At 60.6% G+C, this 19,063-nt stretch carries 22 protein-coding genes and 1 pseudogene; 6 read left to right on the top strand and 17 right to left on the bottom strand.

The window, feature by feature from the left end; all coding sequences use genetic code 11:
* Nucleotides 1–61: 61 nt before the first annotated feature.
* The 3 genes from NKI47_RS26855 to NKI47_RS26865 all read right to left on the bottom strand — a co-directional run bounded on the left by NKI47_RS26855 (nucleotide 62) and on the right by NKI47_RS26865 (nucleotide 2,774).
* Entirely contained in the window at nucleotides 62–1,051 is a 990-nt protein-coding gene (locus NKI47_RS26855; RefSeq protein WP_352458159.1) for a Coat protein, read from the bottom strand.
* A gap of 23 nt (nucleotides 1,052–1,074) precedes the next feature.
* On the bottom strand, nucleotides 1,075–1,983 hold the full coding sequence (locus NKI47_RS26860) for a hypothetical protein (protein WP_352594191.1): 909 nt from the start codon (nucleotides 1,981–1,983) through the stop codon (nucleotides 1,075–1,077).
* Nucleotides 1,984–2,201: 218 nt separating this feature from the next.
* On the bottom strand, nucleotides 2,202–2,774 hold the full coding sequence (locus NKI47_RS26865) for a hypothetical protein (protein WP_352594192.1): 573 nt from the start codon (nucleotides 2,772–2,774) through the stop codon (nucleotides 2,202–2,204).
* Between the two features lie 110 nt (nucleotides 2,775–2,884).
* On the opposite strand from NKI47_RS26865, the gene NKI47_RS26870 reads away from it, so the two are divergent.
* The 3 genes from NKI47_RS26870 to NKI47_RS26880 all read left to right on the top strand — a co-directional run bounded on the left by NKI47_RS26870 (nucleotide 2,885) and on the right by NKI47_RS26880 (nucleotide 3,991).
* The gene (locus tag NKI47_RS26870; RefSeq protein ID WP_352594193.1) at nucleotides 2,885–3,073 is read left to right on the top strand and encodes a type II toxin-antitoxin system HicA family toxin; all 189 of its coding nucleotides are present in this window, start codon (nucleotides 2,885–2,887) and stop codon (nucleotides 3,071–3,073) included.
* A 4-nt stretch (nucleotides 3,074–3,077) separates the two neighbouring features.
* The gene (locus tag NKI47_RS26875; RefSeq protein WP_352541138.1) at nucleotides 3,078–3,479 is read left to right on the top strand and encodes a type II toxin-antitoxin system HicB family antitoxin; all 402 of its coding nucleotides are present in this window, start codon (nucleotides 3,078–3,080) and stop codon (nucleotides 3,477–3,479) included.
* A gap of 194 nt (nucleotides 3,480–3,673) precedes the next feature.
* A complete protein-coding gene (locus NKI47_RS26880) occupies nucleotides 3,674–3,991 on the top strand; it encodes a YMGG-like glycine zipper-containing protein (RefSeq protein ID WP_352453776.1) in 318 nt (105 codons plus the stop codon).
* 211 nt (nucleotides 3,992–4,202) lie between these two features.
* Here NKI47_RS26880 and NKI47_RS26885 read toward each other — a convergent pair whose 3' ends face one another.
* The 12 genes and pseudogenes from NKI47_RS26885 to NKI47_RS26940 all read right to left on the bottom strand — a co-directional run bounded on the left by NKI47_RS26885 (nucleotide 4,203) and on the right by NKI47_RS26940 (nucleotide 15,092).
* Nucleotides 4,203–4,529, bottom strand: a complete 327-nt coding sequence (locus tag NKI47_RS26885; RefSeq protein ID WP_352594194.1) for a hypothetical protein — start codon at nucleotides 4,527–4,529, stop codon at nucleotides 4,203–4,205.
* Between the two features lie 9 nt (nucleotides 4,530–4,538).
* Entirely contained in the window at nucleotides 4,539–4,808 is a 270-nt protein-coding gene (locus NKI47_RS26890; RefSeq protein WP_352594195.1) for a hypothetical protein, read from the bottom strand.
* Nucleotides 4,809–4,993: 185 nt separating this feature from the next.
* Nucleotides 4,994–5,314 (bottom strand): Bbp19 family protein, encoded by a 321-nt coding sequence (locus NKI47_RS26895; protein WP_352594196.1) that lies wholly within the window; start codon nucleotides 5,312–5,314, stop codon nucleotides 4,994–4,996.
* Entirely contained in the window at nucleotides 5,311–7,053 is a 1,743-nt protein-coding gene (locus NKI47_RS26900; protein WP_352594197.1) for a portal protein, read from the bottom strand. Before NKI47_RS26900 ends, NKI47_RS26895 begins: the two co-directional genes overlap by 4 nt.
* 182 nt (nucleotides 7,054–7,235) lie before the next feature.
* On the bottom strand, nucleotides 7,236–8,399 hold the full coding sequence (locus tag NKI47_RS26905) for an acyltransferase family protein (RefSeq protein ID WP_352594198.1): 1,164 nt from the start codon (nucleotides 8,397–8,399) through the stop codon (nucleotides 7,236–7,238).
* Nucleotides 8,400–8,911: 512 nt separating this feature from the next.
* Entirely contained in the window at nucleotides 8,912–9,505 is a 594-nt protein-coding gene (locus NKI47_RS26910; RefSeq protein WP_352594199.1) for a hypothetical protein, read from the bottom strand.
* Between the two features lie 146 nt (nucleotides 9,506–9,651).
* Nucleotides 9,652–11,517: an iron-containing redox enzyme family protein gene (locus NKI47_RS26915; protein WP_352594200.1), complete on the bottom strand. Its 1,866-nt coding sequence runs from the start codon at nucleotides 11,515–11,517 to the stop codon at nucleotides 9,652–9,654.
* Nucleotides 11,518–11,557: 40 nt separating this feature from the next.
* Nucleotides 11,558–12,313 carry a Hint domain-containing protein gene (locus NKI47_RS26920; protein WP_352594201.1) on the bottom strand — a complete coding sequence of 252 codons (756 nt, stop codon included), beginning with the start codon at nucleotides 12,311–12,313 and terminating at the stop codon, nucleotides 11,558–11,560.
* A 302-nt stretch (nucleotides 12,314–12,615) separates the two neighbouring features.
* Nucleotides 12,616–13,368 (bottom strand): annotated as a pseudogene (locus tag NKI47_RS26925) (phage terminase large subunit family protein); the annotation flags it as partial.
* A gap of 280 nt (nucleotides 13,369–13,648) precedes the next feature.
* Nucleotides 13,649–14,200, bottom strand: a complete 552-nt coding sequence (locus tag NKI47_RS26930; RefSeq protein ID WP_502898078.1) for a terminase large subunit domain-containing protein — start codon at nucleotides 14,198–14,200, stop codon at nucleotides 13,649–13,651.
* Nucleotides 14,201–14,279: 79 nt separating this feature from the next.
* Nucleotides 14,280–14,684 carry a hypothetical protein gene (locus NKI47_RS26935; protein WP_352594202.1) on the bottom strand — a complete coding sequence of 135 codons (405 nt, stop codon included), beginning with the start codon at nucleotides 14,682–14,684 and terminating at the stop codon, nucleotides 14,280–14,282.
* 3 nt (nucleotides 14,685–14,687) lie between these two features.
* A complete protein-coding gene (locus NKI47_RS26940) occupies nucleotides 14,688–15,092 on the bottom strand; it encodes a hypothetical protein (protein ID WP_352594203.1) in 405 nt (134 codons plus the stop codon).
* A gap of 778 nt (nucleotides 15,093–15,870) precedes the next feature.
* On the opposite strand from NKI47_RS26940, the gene NKI47_RS26945 reads away from it, so the two are divergent.
* From NKI47_RS26945 to NKI47_RS26955, 3 genes are all read left to right on the top strand, one after another.
* The gene (locus tag NKI47_RS26945; protein WP_352594204.1) at nucleotides 15,871–16,689 is read left to right on the top strand and encodes a class I SAM-dependent methyltransferase; all 819 of its coding nucleotides are present in this window, start codon (nucleotides 15,871–15,873) and stop codon (nucleotides 16,687–16,689) included.
* A gap of 285 nt (nucleotides 16,690–16,974) precedes the next feature.
* A complete protein-coding gene (locus NKI47_RS26950; protein ID WP_352594205.1) occupies nucleotides 16,975–17,187 on the top strand; it encodes a hypothetical protein in 213 nt (70 codons plus the stop codon).
* Between the two features lie 74 nt (nucleotides 17,188–17,261).
* Nucleotides 17,262–17,567 (top strand): hypothetical protein, encoded by a 306-nt coding sequence (locus tag NKI47_RS26955; protein ID WP_023675713.1) that lies wholly within the window; start codon nucleotides 17,262–17,264, stop codon nucleotides 17,565–17,567.
* Nucleotides 17,568–17,639: 72 nt separating this feature from the next.
* Here the strand turns inward: NKI47_RS26955 and NKI47_RS26960 are convergent, their stop codons facing one another.
* Nucleotides 17,640–17,993, bottom strand: a complete 354-nt coding sequence (locus NKI47_RS26960) for a hypothetical protein (protein WP_352465355.1) — start codon at nucleotides 17,991–17,993, stop codon at nucleotides 17,640–17,642.
* Nucleotides 17,994–18,292: 299 nt separating this feature from the next.
* Complete coding sequence (locus tag NKI47_RS26965) at nucleotides 18,293–18,724, bottom strand: DoxX family protein (protein WP_352594206.1); 432 nt, start codon at nucleotides 18,722–18,724, stop codon at nucleotides 18,293–18,295.
* Between the last annotated feature and the right edge of the window lie 339 nt (nucleotides 18,725–19,063).

Consider the following 19,063-nt stretch of genomic DNA (forward strand, 5'->3'; position numbering starts at 1 on the left):
GGGATTCGCCGACCTGGCGTCCAGAAGGGGCGGGACGTCTGATGCCCGCCCCTTCGCCCGATCAGGCCTCGGTCGTCTTCAGTGCGATGAACGTCATGTGCTTGACGCTCGACGCCGTGCGGTCCCAGTTTGCCGCCAGTGCCAGCTCGGCATCGGTAGCGAATTCGCCGGCCGAGGACGCGTCGAGAAAGCGGGTGCCCGGCACATGCGGCACGAAATGCCGGCGGCCGACCATTTCGGTGACACCACCGCCATGGCCCTGCCGCGGCTTGCGGTCGAACTCGAGCGGCCCGCCTTCGGTGTTGACCGGCAGCTCGTTCCACAGGATCGCCTTGTCCTTGAACATGAAGGCGGTGTAGACGCCGCCGGCAACCGGAATGTCGTCGTCGACGACGGCCCTGAGCCCCATGTAATAGGGGATCAGCGGCCCGCCCTGCTCGGACGACGGCACATAGTCGATGAGGTCGGCGAGCTTCAGCGCCTTCATCTGCTTCGAATGCATCCAGATCGTCTTGAACTTGTCGGCGCGGTCGCCCATCAGATAGGCGGCCTCGATGATGTCGGTGTCGACGATGGAAGCACCGGTGATGCGCACCAGGTCGCCGGCGTCATTGGCAATGTTGTCGGCCAGCACGCCTTTCAGTATGCCCAGCAGCGTCAGCTTGTTGGCGCGCTGCCAGTAGTCGGTCTGGCGGCGCACGATAAGCTTCTGCGGATCGTCGCCGGCAAGGATCGAGGTCAGATCCGGGATGCCCCAGGCCTGCGCACGCACATTGCGGGCCGCGACTTCGCGGCGGGCGCCGATCTTCTTCATCTCGATCGAGTCGGCCGGGTCGTCATTGACCGGCTCGGACGGATCGTTGCCGAGGTCCTTCCAGCCGGGCATGTCGACAGAACGTCCGCCCAGGCTGAGCTTCGAGGCGATCGACGGGTCGGAAAACAGGATCCCGGCCTGGTAAATCTCCAGCGACTGGACGTGCTCCTCGAACGAGTATTGCGCATAGACGGACGGAACGATCGCGTCCGCGATACGGGTATAGGCGTCTGCCATTTTTGTCTTCCTTCAGGTTTGGGTTAAAGAGGATTGTTGGGCATCCACAGGTCGGGATTTTCGCCGGCCTCGCGTGCCAGCCGCCGGGCGCGGGCGGGGTCGCTTTTGACCAGGGCTGAGATGCCAGTCAGGTTGCGCTCGCCGGCGGCATTGCGCTTGAAGGGATTGCCTCCGCTCAAGGCAGCATTGCCGTCGATCGTGTCTTCGCGGAACATCGCCTCGCCGATGGCGTGGAACGCCTTGGCGATCTGCGGGTCGGTCAAGGCACCGTCCGGCAGAAGGATGCCCTTCGCCTTGTAGGCATTGACCAGTCCGAGCTTTTTCATCGCCCGGTTGGCGACCTCGAGCTTCTGGCGAAAGCCATCGCTGCCGGTCGGTCCCCAATCCCTGACGAGGTCGTCGTGGGTCGTCTCGACCGAGCGGGCAACAGCGATTTGCTGTGCCTTGGCCTGCTCGGCCATGTAGCCGACGAAGCGGTCGTGATAGGCCTGTGCGACCTTCGGGGTAGCACCTGCCTCGACTGCCCAGGCCTTGGACGCATTGGCGAGCTCGTCCGAATAGGCGAAGTTTTCGGGAAGCCCGTCGGGGCGCCTGTACTCGACCTTGTCGGGCGAGGTCAGCGGACGCATCGCCTCGGGCAGCCGGGCGTGGAACCTGTCCCAGTCTTCCGCGGCTGCATCGGCTGCCGGAACGCGCAGGCTCTCGCCCTGCTGCCGCTCCAGCTCCGCATAGGAGTTGAAAACCCGATCGAGGCTGTCAGGCTTGGTCCAGCCCTTGGTTTCAGCAAGCTTGCGGTTGCCTTCGGAGAGACCGTCAAACCAGCTTGTGGCCGCAGGCGGGGCGGACCCGCTGTCCCCGTTGGCCGGTGGCCGTGCAAGGTTGCCCGCCGGTGGCGCCGCCACCACGGACCCGGCGTCTGCCAGATCTGTCATGAGAAGATTCCTTTTGTTACAGAATTAAAGGCCGGTGATGAGAGCACTGGCGGCGAAGCTTGGTATCTCCCCCCTCGAGGGGGAGATGGCCGGCAGGCCAGAGGGGGTAGCCGCGCGTGGAGCGCTGACCTCATCTGTCGCCGGGCGTCGCGCCCGGTCGAACCGACCCCCTCTGTCGCCTTCGGCAACATCTCCCCCTCAAGGGGGGAGATTAGCGCCTACCCATTATCGCCCCAGTTCTCCCAGAGCAGCGTGATGGTGCCCGACACCGCCAGCGTGCCGTCGGCGTCGATATCGGTGCCGGTGGCAAACGCCAGGTTGAGATAGAGGTCGACCGGCGTCACGGTGCCGTCGAGCGTCAAGGCTGCGGCAACATCGGCAATCGATGCGCTCGACGGCGCGGCACCCGCGCCATCCAGCGTACGGCCGGTCGCGCCCAGCACATTGACCATGGTGCCGGCGAGCGCCGCGCTCGATGCTGCCGCCGAGCCGAGCGACCAGGTCAGCGCGACATTGTCGTTGATGGTCGAGGCGCGTGGCGTCAGCACGGCGAACTGCAATCTTGCCGTGCCGCCCTTGATCCGCACCTTGCCATCGAGAAAGTCGAAGAGCTTCTGGCTGGCAAAGCCCTGCGCATCGGTGACCGGCACCGGCATGGCATTGAAGGAGAAGACGGTGCGGTAGGCGCCGCCCTGCCCGGTCGTCCTGGCGGTAAGCCCCGCCCTGGGCGGGGCAAGGCCGGCTTCTCTGGCGGCGGCACGCGAAAGCGTCCGGGGAAGACCTCGGGTCATTTGATTTCTCCATTCTTGCGGGATTGAAAACGGGGTCGGCTGGGCCGCCGCACGCAACAGCGGCAAAAGCGCATGGACATTTGGATCAGGTATGTGTATCTATACACAACATGGAGAGCGCCGATGTCATTCACAGGCTGTTGGCGGATGGCTGGTACGAAGTGGCTCGAAAAGGAAGTCACGCCCAGTTCAAGCACAAATCCAAGCCGGGCCGGCTGACAGTTCCGCATCCCAAGCGCGACATCCCGATCGGCACTCTCAAGAGTTTTGAAAAACAATCCGGCGTGAAGCTGAGGTAGAGAAATGCGGAACTATATCGGATTGATCCACAAGCAAGCGGACAGCGACTTCGGCGTCTCCTTTCCCGATTTTCCGGGCCTGGTGACAGCCGGCGTCAACCTGGATGATGCCCGTGCCATGGCCGGGGAAGCGCTGGCCTTTCATGTCGAGGGGCTGGTCGAGGATGGCGAGGCCATTCCCGAACCGTCGTCCCTGGAGGAAGTGATGTCGGACAAGGACAATCTGAGCGGTGTCGCCATCCTGGTTCCCTTGAAAGCTGAAGCTGCGAAGGTCGTGCGTGTCAATGTCACCATTCCGGAAGATGTCCTCGATCAGATTGACCGATATGCGGAGCGCCACGGCTACAGCCGATCCGGATTTCTGGCCGCTGCGGCGAAAAAGGTAATGCAGATCGAGGCAGCGTAGCGCTCTCGAAGGTCGACTGGAGATGAAGCTCTTTGGGTCTTGTTCGGTTACTTTCTTTGCGGATCAGGCCGTCAGACAAAAACAACCATGTCTTATTTCGTGAGGCACGGTGCCTATGTTCCGCCGCAAATGCGACCGCACTTGGCAAAATCGCCCCGTGTATTAGCTCATAGGTTTCAAGGGAGTACCAGACGATGACCATGTCCAGAGCCATTGCCGCCATGCTGGTGACTGCCGCATTGGCAGGCTGTGCGCAGACCGAAGCACAGCAGAGAACAAGCACGGGTGCGCTGCTCGGCGCCGGCGCCGGCGCGCTTGCCGGCCAGGCGATCGGCGGCAACACCAAGAGCACGGTCATCGGTGCCGGAGCCGGCGCCTTGCTGGGCGCCGTCGTCGGCAACGCCACCACGCCGCAGCCGCGCAGCGAACAGCTTTGCCGCTATCAGGACCGCACCAGCGGCCGCATCTACACCGCCCCCTGCGACGACCGGTATTATAACGGCGATTATTGAGTGTAGAATGCGGTTGGCGCGGTGGAGCCAGCTTCAGCGGCTAGTGCATGTCGCCCAAAAGTTTGCAGCGGTTCTGGGACAACGACATGGATGAACAAAGACCTAAAGGCGCGTCGATACGCGACGCCCTTTAAGGGACGATTTGTCAGGCCAAGCCGGGTGTACGGCAGGGCAGAATTAGGGGCATCATCACCTCAATTCGCAATTCCAATCAGAAGAACGTTCCACCCACGAAATTTTCGTCCACGAACATCTCCGCAAATTTCTGCGGTGTGAGAGTTACATCATTGTCGCGGGCGATTTTGAGGTTCCTTGCCCACATATCCCGGATTGCTGCCGGCATTCCCTCAGGCATGTGCATAGACTGGGCTATTGCGTCATGCCATTGTCCATCGCCGCCATAGATAGATTGCAGTTTGGGGCCCATCTTTTTCAAGCCATCCTCCGACTCCTGAGAAAGTTCTCCGATGGCCCAGAGCACATAAAGCTCCAGTAGCCTAAGCAGCGGCTGTCCATCATAACGTGGGTCAGTCGACATTTTTACTTCCTACGCATCATTTTCGGCGTAATAAATGAGCCTTTCACAGATGGCCGACAGGCTGGGCTTTTCCTTCAACGACGCAACCCAGGCCTCGGTAAATTCGATCGCAATGAATATCTCGATAAAGTATGTCAGGCCCGCTTTGGCTGCCTCCGCTGGCACCAATCCCTCTTCCGGCTCGGTCGCAACCATTGCATCTGAACACTCGGTCCAAGGCTCCGACACATAAATTGTATCCTCTTTGTCAAAATCTGACAGCCGTCCAACGATATCCAATAACTTGATTATTCTCCCCACAAAGAAAATCCGCCTCGGCGATTCGGGTGCAGCGTCTTCTGGAAGATAGTCCCAGCATCATGTTGGGATCTAGGGACGAGTTGCATTACACCCGGGTTCGTAAACTTGCACAATGATCAGCCGAAGTGGGTCATGGCCTCCGCAAGGTCAGTGCTCCCCGCACCCTACTCCTCCGCCCTCGCCGCCTTCTCCAGTGCCGCCAGTTGCGCCTCGTCCAGCGTCAAAAACCCCATAATATGCTGCACCACTTCGGCCCGCGCATTGCTCAGCGCGCTGTGCAGCTCGAAGCCGTTCGGCGTTTTGGTCTTGGCCAGCCACTCGCTGTAGGATGGGCGGCGGTAATAGCCGGTTGCGGCCGCCAGGTCGGCCAGCACGATTTCGCCGTCCTGGCCCGAGAACACCCTGAGATAGGCGTTGGCCAGCGCATCCCGCGCCTTGGCCGGGCCGCCGGCCTGGCTGGAATGGGCGAAGCGTTTTTGGCTCATGCGCCCTGCCCGCCCGAAGCATCTTGCGCAGCCTGCGGCATCAGTCCGCCGAGCCCGTCGAGCAGGCCGCTGTCGCGCGCCTGCACTGCCGCCGGCACGGCATCCCTGGCGACCTTGCCGGCGGCAGCCATCGCCGCCATGCCGGCCTGTTCAGCTTGAGCCTTGGCTCTGGCATCGCGGATGCCGGCCACCTCGTCCCGGCGGCGAAAAATGCGCTGTGGGCTGCGGCCGGCGCCCTGCACGATCTTCAGCGCCTCGTCGCCGTCGATATTGTCCATCACGCCGGGGTCGAACTGCGCCATCTGCATGGCGGTGGTGACAACCTGGATGGTGTCGCGCGCCTCGGCCGAACGGCGCAGCACGTCGAGCGGGCCGGTGAAGGTCGGCCGCAGCGCCTTGCCGGCAAGGCTCGCCGGCGGCAGGAAGCGGCTGTCTTCCTCGTAAAGTCCCTTGTCTTCCAGAATACCCAGCTCGCGGTCGAGATTGCTGGCAAAGCCGGCCTGGATGATCGAACCGGACGGCCCGAGCAGCGCGCCCTTCTCCTCCTGCCGGATCAAGGCTTCGGTCGCCGTCATCTGCGGGTTCTGCACCAGCGTCTGGAACAGGTTGACGAACATCATGTCGCGGATCTCCTCGGCCCGGCTGTCGGCATAATTGAACGCATAGGTCGGGTTCTGTCCGGTGGCGATCGGCGCGATCAGCGGCCGGCCGGCATCGTCGATGAGGCCGGGATAGTTCTCGCCGGGATTGAGCACCGGCACATAGTCGAGGCGAGCCTTGGAGGCAGTCGCCGGATCGGTGATCTGCTGCAGCGCGCGCAGGCCGGAGCGCCGCACCGCGTTCTCCTCGCGCACCGTCGTCAGTGCTTCAATGGTCGGCGAGATGCCGTAGGGATCGCCCTCGTAGCGGCGCCAATTGAAGCACGACACCGGGAACGAGCGAAAACCGCTTTCTCTGACGATCGCCTCCTCGTCCTCGATGACATGATAGGAAGCGAAGGCGGTATCGAGATACTGGTAGGAGCCGCTCAGACTGTACATCTTGCGCTCGTCGCGCGGCTGGATGCGCTGGATCAGCGAGATCTTCGTCTCGCATTTGGCGGGGTCGTCGACCAGAACTTTGATCCGCGCCGGCAGTCTGTCATAGCCGAGCAGTTGCGCGGCCTGTCTTGCCGTGCGCTCGTAGCGGCGGTGGAAAATGTCGACCTGGCCCCAGCGGTTGCGCGAGAGGTAGCCCTCGACCACCGGGATCGAGGCATAGCGGATCAGCGTGCCGCCAAAACCCTCCTCGGCATAAAGATAGGCCGGGCCGTAACGCACGACGTTGCGCAGGCAGGCCTGCGTTGCCGGCACGAAGTTCGAATTGGCGGAGTAGCGCAGCGAGAAAAGGAAATCGCGCAGCGCTTCCGCCCATTCCTTTTCCTCGTCGGTCTCCTCGTCGTTGATGGCCGCGGTCGACAACCCGTGCCATTTCTCCGACTGCGGGATGATCAGGGTCTCCAGCCCCGCGGCCAGCCGGTTGGCGGCCGAGTTTATGGTATTGGCGTAGACCCGCGCACCGCGCCGCTCCTGCCGCTCGGCCTGCGAATCGAAGCCGGCCTTTCGGCCGCCGCTCCACATGTCGGGCGCATCGGGATCGCAGAATTCGGACACCGCCTCCCAGACATGCTCATACTGGCTGCGCTCGCTCTCCAGTTCAGCCTGTCGCGACAGGATATCGCGAGCACGGGAATCGCTCATGGTCAGCCTCGCTTGATGAACTCAATGGGAAAAAGAAACAAATGGCGGGACGCCGAAGCTGCCGATCTCCCCACTTGAGGGGGAGATGTCCGGTAGGACAGAGGGGCGTCTGGCGTGGATCGGCGACCCCCTCTGTCGCCTTCGGCGACATCTCCCCCTCAAGGGGGGAGATTGGAAGCGCCTTATTCCGCCGGCGTCGTCTCCAGCGCGGCTTTGCGCCCAAAGCGCTGCACCACGAAACGGCCCATCTTCTGGCCGGGTACTTCGATCAGCGTGTAGGTGATCCAGGACAGCAGGCACACCACCGGCAAGACGACGACGGTGACGACCGCGAAGCGCAGCGGCGCCGACAAATCATGGCCGTACTGGGTGATGACCAGAGCCGCAACCGGCTGGAGAACCAGCAGATGGATCAAATAGATGCTGAAGGAAAGCTCACCCATCAAATGAAAGAACCTGTTGGCGAGCGTCATGGCGATCTTTCTGGCCACGATGCCGGCCATTCCCGGCAGCATCCGGTAGAGGACCAGCGCAAAGAACCCCAGGACGAGCGCTTCCCGCATCAAAATCTTGCTCAGCCCATAGCCGCCGCCGAACGGCAGCGCGGCCAGCAGCATGGCCAATGTCAGATGCACGAAGGGCCGCCTTTGCCTTTGATGGACGACGCCCGCCAGCAGCATCCCGCACAGGAAAATCTGCATCTTCAGCGGCAGGAACGACGGCATCGGAAAATGCACCGACAACTGCCCCATCAAGAACACGATCGCGCTGCCGGTCGCCGCGACCAGCATGGCCGCCCATATCCAGTCAAGCCTGCGCACCAGCAGCATGATGGCCGGAAACAGTGCGTAGAACTGCATCTCCAGCCCCAGGCTCCAGTCGGGCAGCGGCGTGCGATAGGCGAAATTCGGCACCAGGCCGAACAGGAACAGCAGATGGGCGCCGATATTCTTCAGGCCGCTGTCGAGATAACGCTCGGGCGCCTGCGGCGACCGCAGCAGGAACTCGTCGATGATCATTCTCGACCCGTAGAGATAAGGGCCAAGCGCCAGGGCAGCGAACAGCATGACGTAGAACAGCGGCGCTATCCTGAAATAGCGGCGGGTCCAGAATTTCAGCCAGGTTTCCGGCCTTTGCCACGGCTCCTTGTCCTGGCGCAGCTGGTAGTGGAACACCATGAGGAAGCCGGACAGCATGATGAACAGATCGACGCCGAGATCCGGTTCGCCAAGAATAGGAATCTGCCAGCCGGTCAACAACAAGCAGTGCCCGATGAGCACCCAGATCGCGGCAAGCGCCCGAAGCCCGTCCAGGCACTCGATGCGCGATGACCGGGCTTCTGTCATGCCGAACTCCTCGATTGCCATGTTGCAATGCAGCATGGCGGCTGAGGGAGGAATGTCAACCGTGCGGAAGGAACACGATTTGCGCTGGGCTGTTACGGAAAAGGCGGAACACCTGAGGGCAATTGTAGAGGCATGCGCTTGAACACCCCCCTCTGTCCTGCCGGACATCTCCCCCTCAAGTGGGGAGATTGGCAGCTTGGAGGACAGCGCCTTTTCTGCACCGCTCGAAAATTGGCGAAGACCGTGATGGCAGCCAATCTCCCCACTTGAGGGGGAGATGTCCGGCAGGACAGAGGGGGGCGCGAAGGATCGCGGCTTACGCGATCCCGGCAGGCAAGCTCCCGTCTATCTCTTCTTCACCAACCTTGCATGCCGCCGCCAGTACCACCAGGCCAGCACCCGGTTGCGGAACACTCTTCTCATGGCGCCCATGTCACACCCCCAGCAGCACGCGGCGCTGGCCGGTCAGCTCACTGGGCGACAGATCGGTCTTCACCGTTCCTGCGGTGCCGTCATTGGCCGCAAGCTGGGCCCGCAAGGCGGCTTCGCGCGCCTGCACGTCCTTGTCGGCAATGGTCGGTGTCGGCGGCAACGGCTTCAGCGCCGGCGGCTTTTGAAAAAGGCACATAGTTTTCTCCAAAGTGAGAGGCTCTTGTCCAGTCGTAGAGCAGAAAATCCTCGCCGTTCCGGCCATAGCCCGGCAGGCGGCAGCGTTGCGTCGCGCCGAGCCGGCCTAGCCAGCGCAGCGCCAAATCATTGGCGGCCAGCGCTCGCGCCTCGACCCGCCATGCGCCGCGCGCGGCAACTTCAGGCCCGAGCACGGCATGAAAGAATTCCGTAATCCCAGGCACGCAGCGCCTCATGCGGCGCGTGCCCCAGCTCCAGGCGATCCACAGCCCGCTGCGCTGCTCGGCAGCGCCGAAGCCGGCCTCCGGATTGCCGTCAAGCTCGGCGACATAGGCAAACCCCTGCAGCGCCGTCAGCGCCAGCAGCGCCGGCGACCAGTCGTCGAACTGGCAGTCGATCTCGGCCCGGTCTTCCGGCCGGAGGTTGGCGGCGATGTAGGAGAGATCGCGCAGCGTGGCGGGAATGATGCGGAGGGTCATATGCAGACCAGAGCCATGGTGGTGGCGGCCTCCTGCTTTGCGGATCGAAAGACAGTCAGGAAAATCGCGGACGTCGACTACAGCCAGATTGGTGAAATCGAAGTTGGACCGCGTAACGTCGTAGTCAGTGTAAAGACGGCGGTTTCTTAGTGCACCGCGCCCATCCCTATTAGCGGGCGCTGAGGCGACTTCAAGCTTTCCCCACCACGAGAGTCGCTGACGCGGTTTCGTTGCGCCCTCCCGCCAGACAAGATCTTTGTCGAACCTTCCCCGACGGAGTGCGAGCCCTCTGCAATCCATTCACGGATTACATCTTTCTCGGCGTCATCAAATACGTGCTCCATCGGGCCGCCATTTCTGATAACACGGGTCAAGAAAATGCTGCGATCTGGGTCGCCAGGAACGATCCACCCGTTTGCAACGAGTAGCTGGAGAAGCTTTGGGCTACTCCCGAAAAGAGAATTCAACGGAACAGAAGCTCCCCTAGTGTCGGTGATCATGATATTGTCATGAGCACCCATCGCCTCGACCGACCGATCTTCGATCATTTTCGCCATCCTATCAGGCAATTCGGTCGGTGACGGGAGTTCTGGCATTGGGTCGGCGCATGGGTAGTCGGTATTTTTCAAAGCGTCGATCCAGTCCAAGATGATACGCTTATCGCGCTCCGTGAAGACCTTATACATTGGGCCGTCGAACTCCATGAGTTTCAGCAGCTTGCTGGCACGAGGTCTTTCGGAGTTGACGTATTTGTATCTTACAAGCGAATCAAGAAGGGTCTCTGGGTCATCAAATAGTTCGGCTAAAGGTTTAGCGCCGATAGACTTCCCGCGGTGAATTTGTCTTGCGTAGACTGCCTTCCTCTCGACCAGTCTTATCATTTGCTGCCGACAGTACGATCTGAGATCCGGCCAACACTGCTTTTTTTCAGGGACGGCACTCAAATTTATTTGCTTCTGCTCAATTGCCAAGTATCTTTCAACAAGCCGGACTCCAATATCGCCGATTGTGAGCCACGTAATATAGCCATTGCGTATTCGGCGCCAATGATCTTGAACTGCCTGATCACCGCCTTCTTCCCGAATGCCCTCGAGATAGAGCTTCACTGACTCTTTTGCTAGTGCGCCGTGTCCTTCGCTAATATTGTCAATCGCCACGTGGAGGCTGTAGAATAGTGGGTTCATTCGCCGGCCCGCGAGCATTCGCGCCCACGAAGTCAGGGTAGGTGTGGCCTCCCACTCGAGGTACAGCGTCATACCTAGCAACTCTGGGAAGAATGCCTGCGGGAACGTACCAATAGCCAATTCAAATGTTGGAGATGTAAATGCGCCCGGCAGAAAATCCTGTTCAATGAACTCCCTACTAGTTACCGGTGGCAAATAAATGTTTTGACTTTTAAGCAGAGCGTCGTAGACGTTGGGATGATTCTGACTAGTCACTCCATTGCCAGACTCGTCGCTCCAAATCGAAAACAGATTTGACTGAACTCTGTTTACAGGGCCGATGGACGCAATATTCTGTAGCCAAGCGCCATCAGCCAGATTGAAAGGAGCGAGTTGAAACAGTCTTTCTCTGACGCAAGCGTCTGAGAGTTTGCCGACATTGTATCTTCGATATGTGTTAGTCTCATCTGGAAACCAAAATGTGCCGGTATCAAACGAATCGGTTTCGTACATTGACTCCAAAAGATTATCATAGATAGTGCGCATCGCGGCGTCAAAATCCGGTTCGTCATAAGAGGACAGGTATTCCAAAGGCGCGTATACTGTCCCTTCGAGCGATTTAGTGGCACCGTCCGCAAGATACCGTTCCGCAAGACGCTTTGATTCCGGAATGAACTCCTGGTAATCTTCGATGTTTATCAATTGATGAAAATATTCCGGTTCATTTGATCTAATATCTTCAGCGGAAAGTTTGTCCGAGTATTCAACGTGCTTTCGATTTTGTTTTTCGTCACGGTTGACCGCAGCCAACTTCCTTCCTTCTGGCGTTGAAGAATCTGGCGTAGTCATTCTGTACCACCTGTCCAAGAAAGGCAGCTATCTGACTCTGCTACAACTTCTTTTTACGATCACCGGTTACGAATATGGGCGCAATCTTCCCAACAAGGAAGTACGAGTCCCCCGCAAGGTGGAGGAAGTGCACATTTTCCGTCTGATCATGTTCTACGATCTCTAGAACTATGATCGGCGCCCCTCTCCAAGCAATCAATGGGGCGCCAATACGAAGCTCACTTGCTCGCACAAGGCCAGCCGTAGTCTGAAGCTTTTGCCGACCCGAAAGATGCAGAGTATCTCCGTTGGATAGTCGAAGAACAAATGTGTCCGCGGATCGTTCGCTAGTAAGGCGCTCTACTCGAATTGGTTCGGGCTTCTCGAACGCTCCTCCGAGGCAAGCCAAAATGAAGTCTCCCGCGCGAATTTCTTCGATCGGCTTATTTGAACCGTCGGCCATCGTTACAAGGGTACCGGATACAAAGCACCTACTCCCGGACTTACCGGGCTTAACGGATGACCAGCCGTTTCCGACCCCTTCGCACAGAATGCACTCGCCGCTATATACCTTTCCAGGTGGGTCGTTGAAATTCGCCCCATTGATAATGAATAAAGGCTGCGAGACAACAAGGTCCCGTAGCTCAATGTTACCATTCCTCTCAATTGCATACCCAGTGGCGGTCCCATCCTGGAAAGGAGATTTACCAGAAACTACAGACCACTCCGCTCTGCCGACAAGAGGATCAGTTATTCTTACTGTAAATTTACCCTTTCCGGAATCCTCGTAGAGCGGAACCTCCATAGTACTTGACATAGCTCTTTTCTTTCTTGGAAAACTTCCCCAGATTGACCAAAGAATAGCCCATTCGTAGGGACTTGGCTAGCATGTCGCAGCCGTTGTCTCATGTGGCAAGACGGCGACGTCAAACATAGGAAGCTCAGAGCGTTTGGCTAACATCCCGACATTGCCCAAAACGCAATGAAGGTGATCGCTGGCGCATCCGAATCCGGCTGCACGTGTCTCGTCTCATTCCGGTGTGCAGAAACCGATCCCGATCGCACCGCGCGGCAATCTTTAAGGGTCGATTTCTTCAATTTGCTTACGGCCTTGCGCCCTCACCGAAACGCCCCCAGCGGATCGGCTTGCCCCGCCTTCCGCCGCGCGGCCTTGAACAGAGCCGGGTCGACCACAGCTTCCCTCAGCATCATCACGCCGTAGCGGGTCGCCGCCATCAGATCGTCGCGCAGCTTCACCACTTGGCCGTCCCTGCGGTGATAGAGCCGGAACTCCTCGAACCACGGCAAAAGCGTCGAGAACACCTTGAACCGGCCTGATTGCATGCGGTCGAGCATCTCCATCAGCCCGGCCTCCACCGAAACCGAACCATCGGCGAACTGCGCATGGCTGGCGAGCATGTTCAGCCCATTTGCCGAATATTGCTTCGCAAGTGCGGTGCCGGCACCTTCCAGCGTCTCGCGGCGGCCGTCGCGCGGCCATGCCCATGGCAGCCATTCGCCCCACGGTTTCAGCGTCAGCGCCTGCATGGCGGGCGTCTGCTGCGAGGCGCGGCAGGCTTTCGTGACATAGACGACATCGGCCTCCGTATCCCAGGCAAGCTCGACCGCCGCCGAGGGATGGTCCCAGCCGAAATCGAGCGCGCCGAGCCTTGGCCAGTAGCGCGGCAGCGGGAACGGCTCGCAGGCGATCAGCTCCTCGGCCACCGGAAAGATGCGGCCGGAGCCGAGCACCGGAATGCCCTTGGCCCGCGCCTCGCGCTCATGCGCCGGATAGGCGGCAATGATCTCGGCGCGCTGCTGCGGCGTATAATGTTCGGCATCGTCGATGGTCATGAAGGTGACGTGACGGGTCATTGTGCGCCCTCGCGGCATTGAATCGTGGTGGCAGGCACTGGACGTATGGTGCTGTCCGGCAAAGAATATGACGCGGTCGGTCAAAAGCTTGGGTTCCTCGCCCCACGGAGTGGGGAGAGGTGGCTCGGCGAAGCCGAGACGGAGAGGGGAATTGCGCCGACCTGTGCAGACAACAATCGAGGGAGCCAGCGTCTGGTGCTTGCCAAAGTCCCCTCTCCGGCCGCTGCGCGGCCACCTCTCCCCACTTTGTGGGGCGAGGAACCCAAGTTCTGCAATGCTAGCCCTTCCCCATCCCTCCCACCTCCTCTGCCGACAAGAACAGCAGCACCACGTCCGACATGCCGAGCAGCGGCGTGAAGGTGACGATGGTGATGCCGCCGGTGGCGTTGGTGCGGGTCAGCCCTTCGGAATAGATGTCGAGCGGCGGTTCCTCGTCGAACCAGACGCCGTGCAGTGTTTCGCCCTGCCATTTCTCGCGGCCCTTCTCGTAGCTCTTGAACGACAGCACCGATTCGCCGGCCTGGACGTCGCCGCCGCCGCCCCAGCGCACCACGACGCTGTCGAGCGCGCCCGGCGCCCGTCCCGCCATCGTGCTGACGATGGCGTCGGCCGGGATCATGCCGGTGCCCCAGGCCGCCTGCTGCTGCGGCGGGCCGATCAGGATGCGCTGCGGATTGTCGCGCGTGCTTTCGCCGGTGACGCCGGCCGCCCACATCCGAACCGGACAATCGAAAACCTTGCCTTGCCACCAGTCGGGATAGCGGCCGGTGAGGTGCATCGCCCATTCGGCGCCGCCGGCCCTGGTCTTGCCGAGCTGGTTGCCGGCCATGAACAGGCGCTCGCGATTGGTCGCGCCGGCTGCATGGAACTCGGCCTGCCTGGAATAGGGCCGATAGGCGGCAAGCTGGTTAGTGCGGCGCCTGCGGTCCAGCTCCGCCAGCAGGCTGAGATATTCCGTCCTTGCCGCCCGGCTCTGCGAGGCCTTTTGCGAAGCCCGGCTTCTCGAGGAACGGCCTAAGGACGGCTTCGAGGCCGCGGATTCGCTGCCTGATTTCGTCATCGCTCAATGCATCCAGATTGTTGATGTTGACACTAAGATCCTTGGGCAGCACCGACAGCACGAGCTTCAGATACTGATCGGGCTTTTCGGCGCGCACCTCGGCGATGACGCTGGCGCCATGGGCGCGGAAATCGGCGCGGATCGCTTCGAGAAAGCCGTCGGCCAGCGTCTTCTTCGCCCGCCTGGTTCGGCCGGGCTTGCCGGGTGCTTGATCGTGCGGCTGCGGATCGCCGGTGGAAGGAGCCTTGGCCATGCCCTACTCCGCCGTCCCGGCGGACATCGGCTTCTTGTTGGCTGGCCGCACGATGCGCCTGCGCGGCTTGGCCTTCTTGCCGGCGCGTGCCGACTTCGGCTTCCGCAGCTGGCTTGCCGGTTTCGCATCAGTCGTCGTGCCGGGCTTAACCGTACTGGCGTCAGGCAAGGCATTCAGCCTTGCCCTGAGAATTGCCACCGCCTTGCCGTCGAGTGCTCCCGACGGGAAGCCGAAGCCGCCGACCGCATCGACGCTACCGCCGCGCACCATGCCGATCCGCACGCCGGCGGCGACCTGCTCGAAGCGGCCATGGCGTGCATAGGGTGCGGCGCCGGCGAACTCGCCAATAGCGCTGACGACCTCGCGGCCGTCATCGTCGGTGATGATGGTGGCGTAACGGTTGGACATGGGGTGTTCTCTGAAATGGGCGCACGGGCGCGTTGGGAAATCTATGGACGATAGGTGGTTGCGGACCGGGATAGTCGGTCGCGTTCATTCGCGCCGACATACCTCGGCAGCACACGCAACATTCGGTCGAACAGGAGCCCGAAATGAAAAACCCGCCTCGGCGGGCGGGTCGTTGGAGCCAATTGGCACCATACCGAAATTAGTAGCATAGCTGCCGGCACAAAGCAAGAACAAAATGTGGCACGACGGCAGAAAAATGCGAATTCCTTTCAGCGCCTCGCCTTGTCCGCCTCCCGATTGACGTTCCAAGAAGACCGCTAGGCTCCTTCGCGCCCCTCTCTGTCCTGCCGGACATCTCCCCCACTTGGGGGGAGATTGGCTTTCGCGCCGGCTTTCGCCAATCTCCAACGTTGCAGGAAGAGCGCAGCGCCGAAACCGCCAATCTCCCCACTTGAGGGGGAGATGGCCGGCAGGCCAGAGGGGGGGCGCTGTCCCGCCGACTTCATAGCCGGCAGCTCACGCAACGTTCGATCGAAAAAGAAGCCGGAAAACAAAAACCCGCCTCGGCGGGCGGGTCGTTGGAGCCAATTGGCACCATACCCAGATTAGTAGCATAGCTGCCGGCACAAAGCAAGAACAAAATGTGGCACGGCGGCAGAAAATGCACTGACGACCTCGCACCCTCGTCGGTGAACGGCTGGAAGGAGGGGCGAAAAAGGCGGGCATTGCGTGAGACTTGCGTTGATGGGATGGTGGTTGCGCTTGAGGGGAACGCGTCATGGGCAATGTCACCAGTCACTACGGCAGCGACGGCATCGTCGATCGCATATTGGCCGCGATCCCGGACGCCGACCCGGCCGAAAAACTCGCGGCCGCGCAACTCTATCCATTCGATCAGCTCCATGGCCGCGAACTGATCGCCACGCGGGAGCATGCGGCCCGTCTTGCTCCTTCGCCGACAGATCGGATCCTGGATATCGGCAGCGGCATTGGCGGGCCGGCAAGGTTTCTGGCCTCGACCTATGGCTGCCAGGTCGACGGCATCGACCTGACACCAGCCTTTGTCGCCGCGTCGAGCCGACTGACCGCACTCAGCGGACTGGCAGACAAGGTTCGCTTCCATCAGGCCGACGCAACGAAACTGCCTTTTGGCGACAGCACCTTCGATGCGGCGATCTGCTTCTATGTCGGCATGAACATCGAGAACAAGGCCGCGGTCATCGACGAGGCCTGGCGCGTGCTGAAACCGCGAGGCAGGCTGATCTGGACCGAAGCCGTGCTCGCCGGCGGCGAGCCCTACTATCCCATGCCGTGGGCGGTTTCTGCGGCGACCAGCCACCTCGCCGATCGGGAAAAATTGAAAACCCTGTTTGTCGATGCCGGATTTCGCATCGACGAAATCGTCGACGAAACCGGCGAACATGTTGAGCTGGCGCTGAAGAGGGCCAATTCCGGCATCGTGCCCTCGCCGGCGCAGCAGCAGGCAAATGAAGTCGTCATGGGCGCGGAATTCCTGCAGCGCCGCCGCAACTACATCCGAAGCCTGAGTGACGGAAAACTCGCCTCTCTCGCCGTGATCGTCTCCAAACCGGCCTGAAACAAAAAACCCGCCTCGGCGGGCGGGTCGTTGGAGCCAATTGGCACCATAGCCAAATTAGTAGCATAGCTGCCGGCACAAAGCAAGAACAAAATTCACCTGAGACGCGAAAAAATGTGAGAATACCCCTCGCCTGCTCGCTTTGGTGGCGCCGCGCGGACCATTTTGAATTCGGCCTCGTTCCTTCGACCGGCAATAGAAATTTTGCCCAGAACCGCTTATTGCATAGTCAATTCAATGCTTTGCTGCACGCGTTGGTTGAGGACGTGGAATCAAGGTGTCGACATGGAAGACGGTTCGAGCTCTCTGCTCGGCATTATTATCAGCTGGCTCCCGATGGTTCTGATGCTCGGGGTGTTCGGATATTTCGTCATGAAACTGGTGCGCGTTCAGCGCGGGTCAGTCGCGGCTCTCGAGATCATTGCGCAGAAGCTGAGCGACATCGATGCTCGCCTGGCCAAGAACCCTGCAGAGCCATCGCCACCCGACCGGTCGTAGACTGCCCCGCTGTCCCACACTGGATCGCAACACGCGCTGGCGCGTTTGAACCCTAGCCAATGGGAGCAAAAGCCATGAACGTCGCCAATCTGCAACTCGAAGGCCTGCTGATGGCCATCGCATCGATCAATCAGGTCCTGGTCCGCAAGGGCGTGCTCTCCGTCGAGGAGATAGACATCGCCTTGCGCAAGGCCGAAGCCAGCGAGACCAACGAGGAAAGGTCCGAAGGCATGTCGGCGTCGAGCCGCGACGCCGTCAACTTCCCGATCCGACTGCTGGAGTTGGCCAATCAATGTCAGCCGGAGACGGACATGCCGTCCTTTTCGAAACTGGCGCGCATGGTCGGTCAGATCAAGGAACCTTACAACGACCAGATGTGACACCGCGATCGGAGCTGACGCGGCGATACCAGCTTTGCCGCGCCGGGGCGGCAAGACTGCTGGCGGCGCCTGCTAGCGGCCCTGCAAGATCTTGATCAACTTGCTGCTGTCGGCCCCCGGCGAGGAAAGCCTGCGGTAGTCCGCGTAAGTCAGCCTGCCATTTGCAACGGCATTAAAGAGCCGGTTACAAAAGGCGCTGTCGTATTTTGCGACACTGACATTCATGATTGCTGCGTAAGTCTTTCTTTCGTTGAGCGGCGTGGATCTCTCGCGTGCAATGCATTCGTTGATCGCCACGCGCTTGGTGACAGGGCTGCCTTCAAGCGTGGTATGCATCGTGTTGAATTCGCCTTCGGTCAAGGTAGTGCAGCCGGCAAGCAGAGACGTGCCGATCATGGCGGCAGCAAAACGCGTGGCGATGTTCATGAATTCCCCCTCAAGACCCGTGTCTTGCTTAGCCCGCCGAAAGTTGGAAGTACAGAGGGAATGCAGGCGCATCTACAAAAAGCATAAACCTCGAACGCTCGTACTTTAGCTGTCGCTTTTATTGCGCGCGACCTGCGGATGGCCGGAATGACGGTACCCGGCCGCTCTCGATCGTCACGACGATGCTGGTGCGGATCGTGCTGCCGATCTGGCCCTGGTCGCGGTCATAGACCCGACCGCCATTGTCGCAGCCACCCTTCTGAGCGCCTTTACGAGAACGCCGCCTCCGAGATTGGGGATCACCCCCTGCCAAGCCTCAGCGCCAGGACCCTGCCCGGCCCGTGCACGGCGGCAAACAGCAGCCCGGCCAGGAAAGTGAAGTGATCGACGAAGAAGCCGAACTCCGCCTGGTTGCCGGCCCAGTGCGACGGCCCGTGGAAGGCAAAGCCGAGGAACAGCACATAGGCGCCGGCGACGAGTGCTGCCCATGAGAAGAAGGCGCCGGTCAGGAAGCATAGAACGAGGACGACCTCGAGCAGGGCTGCGCACCAGGCCAGGAACAGCGGGAACGGAAACCCGGCCGCCGCGATATAGCCGGCGGTGGCGCCGATATCGATGAATTTGAAAATCACGGCCATCAGGAAGACGGCGGCGAAGATCAGGCGGGCGATAAGGATTGCCGCGGTCTGCCACGGCGACTGAACGGATGATTGAGCGGTTTCCAAGGTCATGATGTCCTCCCAAGAGTTACGATGGTTGTGCCCCAAGGACGCACCACCAGCCGCAAGCCCGACATCATCCCCCGAAAAACCTGCAGGATACAAGCGGGCGACACCAAAGTGGCGCCTTCCCTTCTCCCCTTGTGGGAGAAGGTGTCGCCGAAGGCGACGGATGAGGGGTGCTCCAGCTTGGCGCCGGCGGCACTCCGTCCAACACCCCTCATCCGTCTCGGCGCTGCGCGCCGATCCACCTTCTCCCACAGGGGGCCTGTTGCGTAATTCGCTGATTGTGATTCTCTGAGACGAAGCTCGGAGGGAATCGCGATGGCAGTGAAGCAGATGGGCCAGTTG

The sequence above is a fragment of the Mesorhizobium sp. M0633 genome (genome assembly GCF_040320645.1).
Taxonomy (GTDB): Bacteria; Pseudomonadota; Alphaproteobacteria; order Rhizobiales; family Rhizobiaceae; genus Mesorhizobium.

What these genes read in the sequence shown, in the direction of transcription:
- NKI47_RS26855 (WP_352458159.1), bottom strand. Translation starts at nt 1,051, where the DNA reads ATGGCAGACGCCTATACCCGTATCGCGGACGCGATCGTTCCGTCCGTC.
- NKI47_RS26860 (WP_352594191.1), bottom strand. Translation starts at nt 1,983, where the DNA reads ATGACAGATCTGGCAGACGCCGGGTCCGTGGTGGCGGCGCCACCGGCG.
- NKI47_RS26865 (WP_352594192.1), bottom strand. Translation starts at nt 2,774, where the DNA reads ATGACCCGAGGTCTTCCCCGGACGCTTTCGCGTGCCGCCGCCAGAGAA.
- NKI47_RS26870 (WP_352594193.1), top strand. Translation starts at nt 2,885, where the DNA reads ATGGAGAGCGCCGATGTCATTCACAGGCTGTTGGCGGATGGCTGGTAC.
- NKI47_RS26875 (WP_352541138.1), top strand. Translation starts at nt 3,078, where the DNA reads ATGCGGAACTATATCGGATTGATCCACAAGCAAGCGGACAGCGACTTC.
- NKI47_RS26880 (WP_352453776.1), top strand. Translation starts at nt 3,674, where the DNA reads ATGACCATGTCCAGAGCCATTGCCGCCATGCTGGTGACTGCCGCATTG.
- NKI47_RS26885 (WP_352594194.1), bottom strand. Translation starts at nt 4,529, where the DNA reads ATGTCGACTGACCCACGTTATGATGGACAGCCGCTGCTTAGGCTACTG.
- NKI47_RS26895 (WP_352594196.1), bottom strand. Translation starts at nt 5,314, where the DNA reads ATGAGCCAAAAACGCTTCGCCCATTCCAGCCAGGCCGGCGGCCCGGCC.
- NKI47_RS26900 (WP_352594197.1), bottom strand. Translation starts at nt 7,053, where the DNA reads ATGAGCGATTCCCGTGCTCGCGATATCCTGTCGCGACAGGCTGAACTG.
- NKI47_RS26905 (WP_352594198.1), bottom strand. Translation starts at nt 8,399, where the DNA reads ATGACAGAAGCCCGGTCATCGCGCATCGAGTGCCTGGACGGGCTTCGG.
- NKI47_RS26910 (WP_352594199.1), bottom strand. Translation starts at nt 9,505, where the DNA reads ATGACCCTCCGCATCATTCCCGCCACGCTGCGCGATCTCTCCTACATC.
- NKI47_RS26915 (WP_352594200.1), bottom strand. Translation starts at nt 11,517, where the DNA reads ATGACTACGCCAGATTCTTCAACGCCAGAAGGAAGGAAGTTGGCTGCG.
- NKI47_RS26920 (WP_352594201.1), bottom strand. Translation starts at nt 12,313, where the DNA reads ATGTCAAGTACTATGGAGGTTCCGCTCTACGAGGATTCCGGAAAGGGT.
- NKI47_RS26930 (WP_502898078.1), bottom strand. Translation starts at nt 14,200, where the DNA reads ATGGCCGGCAACCAGCTCGGCAAGACCAGGGCCGGCGGCGCCGAATGG.
- NKI47_RS26935 (WP_352594202.1), bottom strand. Translation starts at nt 14,684, where the DNA reads ATGGCCAAGGCTCCTTCCACCGGCGATCCGCAGCCGCACGATCAAGCA.
- NKI47_RS26940 (WP_352594203.1), bottom strand. Translation starts at nt 15,092, where the DNA reads ATGTCCAACCGTTACGCCACCATCATCACCGACGATGACGGCCGCGAG.
- NKI47_RS26945 (WP_352594204.1), top strand. Translation starts at nt 15,871, where the DNA reads ATGGGCAATGTCACCAGTCACTACGGCAGCGACGGCATCGTCGATCGC.
- NKI47_RS26950 (WP_352594205.1), top strand. Translation starts at nt 16,975, where the DNA reads ATGGAAGACGGTTCGAGCTCTCTGCTCGGCATTATTATCAGCTGGCTC.
- NKI47_RS26955 (WP_023675713.1), top strand. Translation starts at nt 17,262, where the DNA reads ATGAACGTCGCCAATCTGCAACTCGAAGGCCTGCTGATGGCCATCGCA.
- NKI47_RS26960 (WP_352465355.1), bottom strand. Translation starts at nt 17,993, where the DNA reads ATGAACATCGCCACGCGTTTTGCTGCCGCCATGATCGGCACGTCTCTG.
- NKI47_RS26965 (WP_352594206.1), bottom strand. Translation starts at nt 18,724, where the DNA reads ATGACCTTGGAAACCGCTCAATCATCCGTTCAGTCGCCGTGGCAGACC.